The following is a 5,760-nucleotide window of genomic DNA, read 5'->3' on the forward strand; positions in this document are numbered from 1 at the left end:
CCATCTACGGCATGCCGATCCTGGAGGCCTACAAGGCCAAGACCGTGATCGTGAACAAGCGCAGCATGGCCGCCGGTTATGCCGGGCTGGACAACGAGCTGTTCTACATGGACAAGACCATGATGGTGTTCGGCGACGCCAAGAAGGTCGTCGAGGACATGGTCAAGGCGGTGGAGTGACCACAAGTCGCCGCAAGCGCGTCCTCCGCTCCGTTGGCCTATAGGATGCGCACGTGGTGAATCTCTCTTTCCATCTCGACGACTTGCGGGTCTTCTGCTTGGCGGCGCGGCGCGCCAACTTCGCCGCCACCGCCAAGGAACTGGGTACCTCCCCGGCCTTCGTGAGCAAGCGCATCGCGATCCTGGAGAAGGCGCTGGGCGTCAACCTGTTCCATCGGGCGGGGCGCCGCGTGGCGGTCACCGACGACGGCGAGGCGGTGTTCCGTGCCGCGCAGCAGATTCTCGAAGGCGTGGGCCGCATGGCCGACACGGTAGCAAGCGCCAAGGCCGAGCCGAGCGGCGTGCTGCGCATCAGCAGCGGCTTCCGGCTTGGGCGCCGGCATGTGGCGCCGGCCTTGTCCCAGTTGGCCAAGCGTTACCCCGAGCTCGAGATCTGGCTGGAGGTGGTGGACCGCCAGGTCGATCTGGTTGCGGAGGACATCGACCTCGACATCCGGGTCGGCGAGGTGCTTGAGCCTCACTTGGTAGCGCACCGCATCGTGCCAGCCTACCGGTTGCTGTGCGCCGCGCCCAGCTACCTGGAGCGCATGGGCGAGCCCAGGACGTTGGCTGACCTGGCCCAGCACGAGTGCCTGCTGCTGCGCGAGCGCGACCTGCCTTTTGGCGTCTGGCGCCTGACCGGCCCGAATGGCTTGGAGACGGTGAAGGTCAGCGGCGCGCTGGCGTCGAACAACGCCGACATCGTGCGCGTATGGGCTCATGATGGCCACGGCATTCTGCTGGCGTCAGACTGGGACGTCGCCGGCAGCCTGGCCAGCGGGCAACTGGTGCGCGTGCTGCCGGCCTACAGCCAGTCCGCGGACGTCTGGGGTGTCACGCCGGTACGGTCAAGCCAGTCGGCCAAGGTACGGGTGTGCGTGGCGTTCCTGCAGGAGCAGCTGACACGCGGTCCGTACTCGCTCGGCGCCCAAGCAACCGGATAGCGCTTCAGCAAGCTCGCTGCCCAGTGGCCAGCAGCGCAGGCCGTCTGCTGTCCCGACCGTTGAGCCAGGTGCCCAGCGCGCCGCAGACAGCAATGGCAGCGATCCCGGCCACTGCCCAGCGGTCCGGGACATGCGAAAACACGAGCCAGCCCGCCAGCGTAGCGAAGCCAATCTGCGCGTACAAATAAGGCGTCAGCACCGCAACCGGCGCTCGCATGTAGGCCAGGATCAGCAGGAAATGGCCCACGGTGCTAGCCACCCCCAGCAGGACAAGGCCCATCCACAACGCCGGTGACTCGAGCGCTTGCCAGGCGAAAGGCAGCGCCAGGCTCGTGGCCACGGCACCCACGCAGCCGGTATAGAAATGCATGGTGCCGGGGTCGTCGGTCCTGGCCAGCCGGCTGGTGACGACCTGGAACCCGGTGTTGGTCGCTACCAGCCCCAGGGGCAGCAGCATGGACCAATCGAACATGTCGGCGCCCGGCCTGATCACGACCAGCGCCCCGGCAAAGCCACCCAGCGTACACAGCCAGCGTGCCAACGAGATGTGCTCACCCAGGGACGTGGCGGCGATCAGCGTGATCAGCAGCGGCGTGAGCATCACGATCGCGGTGAACTCGCCTACCGGCATGACCTTTAAGCTCATGAACGCGAACACGCTGCACAGCAGCAGTAGCAGTCCGCGCAGCAGATGCATCCAGGGCCGCCGCGTGTACAACAGTGACCGCCCCCGGCGGGGCAGCAATACCACCCCGGTGATAGCGGCCTGGAACATGTATCGGCACCACACCGTCATCAGCAGCGGCACACCCACGCTGACGAACTTGGTGGCGGTGTCGAGCAGGGCGAAGCAGGCCACCGCTGCAATAAGCAGGGCAATGCCGTGTAAGACGCGGTTGGAAGAATTCAAGAGTATTTCCTTCTCCCAGCAGCGTACAAAACACGAATCTAAGGATCAACGCGCGAAGCGTGGAGCCTCGGTTCACGAAATGTGAACAAGACGTGCTTTGTGGCAGCCGTAGCCGCAGTCGAGGCCGGCACGTTGCCGTTGGTGTGCCTTGGCTGCCACGATGTCGCAGTCGGTCAAGAGCATGGCGCTTTCATGCAAGCCGGTGCCACGCTGTTGCCTATCCTGAACGGATGGAAACCGACCTCCCGACCAGCCCCGCCGACGAGCTCCTCCTGTTGCTCGACAGAAACCAACTGCCCTACGACATCGCGGAGCATGAGCCCGTCTTCACCATTGCGGACGCGCTCGCCGCGGCACCCGACATTGACGGCTTCAAGACCAAGAACGTGTTCCTGCGCGACGCCAAGGGCACGCGCCATTTCCTGGTCATCGTCCCGCACGACATGCGGCTGGACCTGCAGGCCCTGGCCCGGACGCTGGAGAGCACCAAGCTCAGCATGGGCTCGGCGGAGCGGCTGCAGCGCTACTTGGGCGTGACGCCCGGCGCCGTGAGCGTGTTCGCGCTGCTCAACGACAAGGGACGGGCGGTCGAGCTGGTGTTCGACCAGCGCGTGTGGGACGCGCAGAAGTTGCAGGCACATCCGCTGCGCAATACGGCCACGGTGGCCATCGACCGGCAGGCCCTGGCCGGCTTCCTGGCGCTGACGGGGCATGTGCCCAAGGTGATCCAGATCTGACGGAGTCTCCTTCCTTGCCTGCAAGGTTGCGGCGCCGGCGTCGAGGACGCCGGCGCCGTTTTTGTTTGGCCGGTGTCGTTTCCAGGCCAACGGCCCAGCACACCGTGTCGTATGCGGGCAATCCCGTGATGTCGGATTTGGGCAAGTGCATGTCCGCGGCGCACAAGCCGCGAAAGCTCCCGGCTCAAAGAATGAAGCCAACAAACGCTGATCTGGATCAAGTCCAGCAAAGCCCAAGGCGGCCTCCGCGCCGACTGCTTCTTCTCAACGCAACGCCGACCCATTCGCACAGCCAAGCCATGAACACGACTTCATTCTTCGCCGACCCGCTGACCCAGGCCGACCCGCGCATCGCCAAGGCGCTGGGCCAGGAGCTCGGCCGGCAGAAGGGCCAGATCGAGCTGATCGCCTCCGAGAACATCGTCTCGCGCGCGGTGATGCAGGCGCAGGGCTCGGTGTTCACCAACAAGTACGCCGAGGGCTATCCCGGCAAGCGCTACTACGGCGGCTGCGAGTGGGCCGACGCGGTGGAGTCGCTGGCCATCGACCGGCTGTGCACGCTCTTCGGTGCGCGCTATGCCAACGTGCAGCCGCACTCGGGCGCGCAGGCCAACACCGCGGTGATGCTGGCGCTGGTGAAGCCCGGCGACACGGTGCTGGGCATGGCGCTGTCGGCCGGCGGCCACCTCACGCATGGCGCCAAGCCGGCGCTGTCGGGCAAGTGGTTCAACGCCGTGCAGTACGGCGTGCGCGAGGCCGACAGCCGCATCGACTACGACGAGGTCGCTCGGCTGGCCCGCGAGCACCGGCCCAAGCTCATCATCGCCGGCTTCTCGGCCTACCCGCGCGTGATCGACTGGGCGCGCTTTCGCGCCATCGCCGACGAGGTGGGCGCGCTGCTGATGGTGGACATGGCGCACGTGGCCGGCCTCGTGGCCGCGGGCGTCTACCCGAGCCCGGTGCCGCATGCGCACGTGACCACCAGCACCACGCACAAGACGCTGCGCGGCCCGCGCGGCGGCGTGATCCTGACCAACGACGAGGAGATCGCCAAGAAGGTCAACGCCGCGGTGTTCCCCGGCGCGCAGGGCGGGCCGCTCATGCACGTCATCGCCGCCAAGGCCGTGGCCTTCGGCGAGGCGCTGCAGCCCGCTTTCAGCGACTACGCGCGCCAGGTGGTGGCCAACGCGCAGGCCCTGGGCGAGACGCTGCTCAAGGGCGGGCTCGATCTCGTCACCGGCGGCACCGACAACCACCTGCTGCTGGTGGACCTGCGCCCGCTGGGCCTCAAGGGCAACCAGACCGAGGTGGCGCTGGAGCGCGCGGGCATCACCTGCAACAAGAACGGCATCCCCTTCGACACCGAGAAGCCCACCATCACCTCGGGCATCCGTGTCGGCACCGCCGCCATCACCACGCGCGGCATGCGGGAGGACGACTGCCGCGAAGTCGCCCGGCTGATCCTGGACGTGATGCAGGCGCTGCGCCGGCATCCCGAGGGCGACGCCAAGGTGGAGATGCTGGTGCGCGAGCAGGTCCACGCCCTCACGTCCCGCTTCCCCATCTATCCCAACCTCTGATGCCGAGGACCGACGACATGAATTCGATCCACGCCAACGCCATCGTCATCGACGGGCTGATCATCTCCAAGTGGGACCGCTCGGTCTTCGAGGACATGAGCAAGGGCGGCCTCACCGCCGCCAACTGCACCGTCTCGGTGTGGGAGGACTTCAAGGGCACGGTGCACAACATCGCGCAGATGAAGTCGCTCATCCGCGAGAACGCCGACCTGCTCATGCTGGTGCGCAACACGCGCGACATCGAGCAGGCCAAGCTCGAGCGCAAGACCGGCATCATCCTGGGCTTCCAGAACGCGCACGCCTTCGAGGACCACCTGGGCCACATCGAGGCGTTTGCCGACATGGGCGTGCGCGTGGTGCAGCTTTGCTACAACACCCAGAACCTCATCGGCACGGGCTGCTACGAGCGCGACGGGGGCCTCTCGGGCTACGGCCACGAGGTCATCGCCGAGATGAACCGCGTGGGCATCATGGTGGACCTCTCGCACGTGGGGGCCAAGACCAGCGAGGAGGCGATCCTGGCCTCCAGGAAGCCCGTCACCTACAGCCACTGCCTGCCCGCGGGGCTCAAGGAGCACCCGCGCAACAAGAGCGACGAGCAGCTGCGCTTCATCGCCGAGCATGGCGGCTTCATCGGCGTGACCATGTTCCCGCCGTTCCTGCGCCGCGGCATCGAGGCCACGGTGGAGGACTACGTCGAGGCGCTCGATTACGTCATCAACCTCGTGGGCGAGGACTGCGTGGGCGTGGGCACCGACCACACCCAGGGCTACGGCCAGGACTTCTTCGAGCATCTCACGCACGACAAGGGCCGGCACCGGCGTCTCACCAACTTCGGCACCGTGCTCAACCCGGTGGGCATCCGCACCATCGGCGAGATGCCCAACCTCACGGCGGCGATGCTGCATGCGGGCTGGCCGACCCGCAAGATCGAGAAGGTCATCGGCGGCAACTGGCTGCGCGTCTTCAAGGAAGTGTGGGGAGCCTGAGCATGAATCCGCAACTGCCCATCGACGTCAATCCGGACACCGGGATCTGGAGCACCGACGGCTTGCCGATGATCTACGTGCCGCGGCACTTCTTCGTCAACAACCACGTCGAGGCCGAAGCCGCCATCGGGCGCGAGGCCTACGCGCAGAGCCTCTACAAGGCCGGCTACCGCTCGGCGTACTTCTGGTGCGAGCAGGAGGCCAGGACGCACGGCCTGCAGGGGCTGGCGGTGTACGAGCACTACCTCAAGCGGCTGTCGCAGCGCGGCTGGGGCCTGTTCTCGTTCCAGGAGGTGGACGCGGCCACGGGCCACGCGCGCATCAAGCTGCAGCACTCGGTGTTCGTGCTGGCGCAGGGCATCGCCGGCGTGCCGGTGACGCG

At 66.7% G+C, this 5,760-nt stretch carries 7 protein-coding genes; 6 read left to right on the top strand and 1 reads right to left on the bottom strand.

All coding sequences use genetic code 11. From position 1 onward, the window contains the following. Together HHL10_RS29710 and HHL10_RS29715 are read left to right on the top strand one after the other, a co-directional pair. On the top strand, window positions 1–179 hold a 179-nt coding region (locus HHL10_RS29710), incomplete at its 5' end, for an NAD(P)(+) transhydrogenase (Re/Si-specific) subunit beta (RefSeq protein WP_205833292.1). A gap of 56 nt (window positions 180–235) precedes the next feature. After that, complete coding sequence (locus tag HHL10_RS29715) at window positions 236–1,162, top strand: LysR substrate-binding domain-containing protein (RefSeq protein ID WP_169164043.1); 927 nt, start codon at window positions 236–238, stop codon at window positions 1,160–1,162. A 4-nt stretch (window positions 1,163–1,166) separates the two neighbouring features. Here HHL10_RS29715 and HHL10_RS29720 read toward each other — a convergent pair whose 3' ends face one another. After that, window positions 1,167–2,072, bottom strand: a complete 906-nt coding sequence (locus HHL10_RS29720) for a DMT family transporter (RefSeq protein WP_205833290.1) — start codon at window positions 2,070–2,072, stop codon at window positions 1,167–1,169. A gap of 275 nt (window positions 2,073–2,347) precedes the next feature. Here HHL10_RS29720 and HHL10_RS29725 point away from each other — a divergent pair, with 275 nt between their 5' ends. The 4 genes from HHL10_RS29725 to HHL10_RS29740 all read left to right on the top strand — a co-directional run. Next, complete coding sequence (locus HHL10_RS29725) at window positions 2,348–2,809, top strand: prolyl-tRNA synthetase associated domain-containing protein (RefSeq protein WP_205833291.1); 462 nt, start codon at window positions 2,348–2,350, stop codon at window positions 2,807–2,809. Between the two features lie 299 nt (window positions 2,810–3,108). Next, entirely contained in the window at window positions 3,109–4,389 is a 1,281-nt protein-coding gene (glyA, locus tag HHL10_RS29730; protein ID WP_169164045.1) for a serine hydroxymethyltransferase, read from the top strand. A 17-nt stretch (window positions 4,390–4,406) separates the two neighbouring features. After that, window positions 4,407–5,378: a dipeptidase gene (locus tag HHL10_RS29735; protein ID WP_169164046.1), complete on the top strand. Its 972-nt coding sequence runs from the start codon at window positions 4,407–4,409 to the stop codon at window positions 5,376–5,378. Window positions 5,379–5,380: 2 nt separating this feature from the next. Next, on the top strand, window positions 5,381–5,760 hold a 380-nt coding region (locus HHL10_RS29740), incomplete at its 3' end, for a DUF5943 domain-containing protein (protein WP_235971878.1).

The sequence above is a fragment of the Azohydromonas caseinilytica genome, assembly GCF_012927045.1.
Classification (GTDB): Bacteria; Pseudomonadota; Gammaproteobacteria; order Burkholderiales; family Burkholderiaceae_C; genus Azohydromonas; species Azohydromonas caseinilytica.

Bases quoted from the DNA above. Each gene is read 5' to 3' on its own strand.
- glyA (WP_169164045.1), top strand. From the start codon at position 3,109: ATGAACACGACTTCATTCTTCGCCGACCCGCTGACCCAGGCCGACCCG.
- HHL10_RS29735 (WP_169164046.1), top strand. From the start codon at position 4,407: ATGAATTCGATCCACGCCAACGCCATCGTCATCGACGGGCTGATCATC.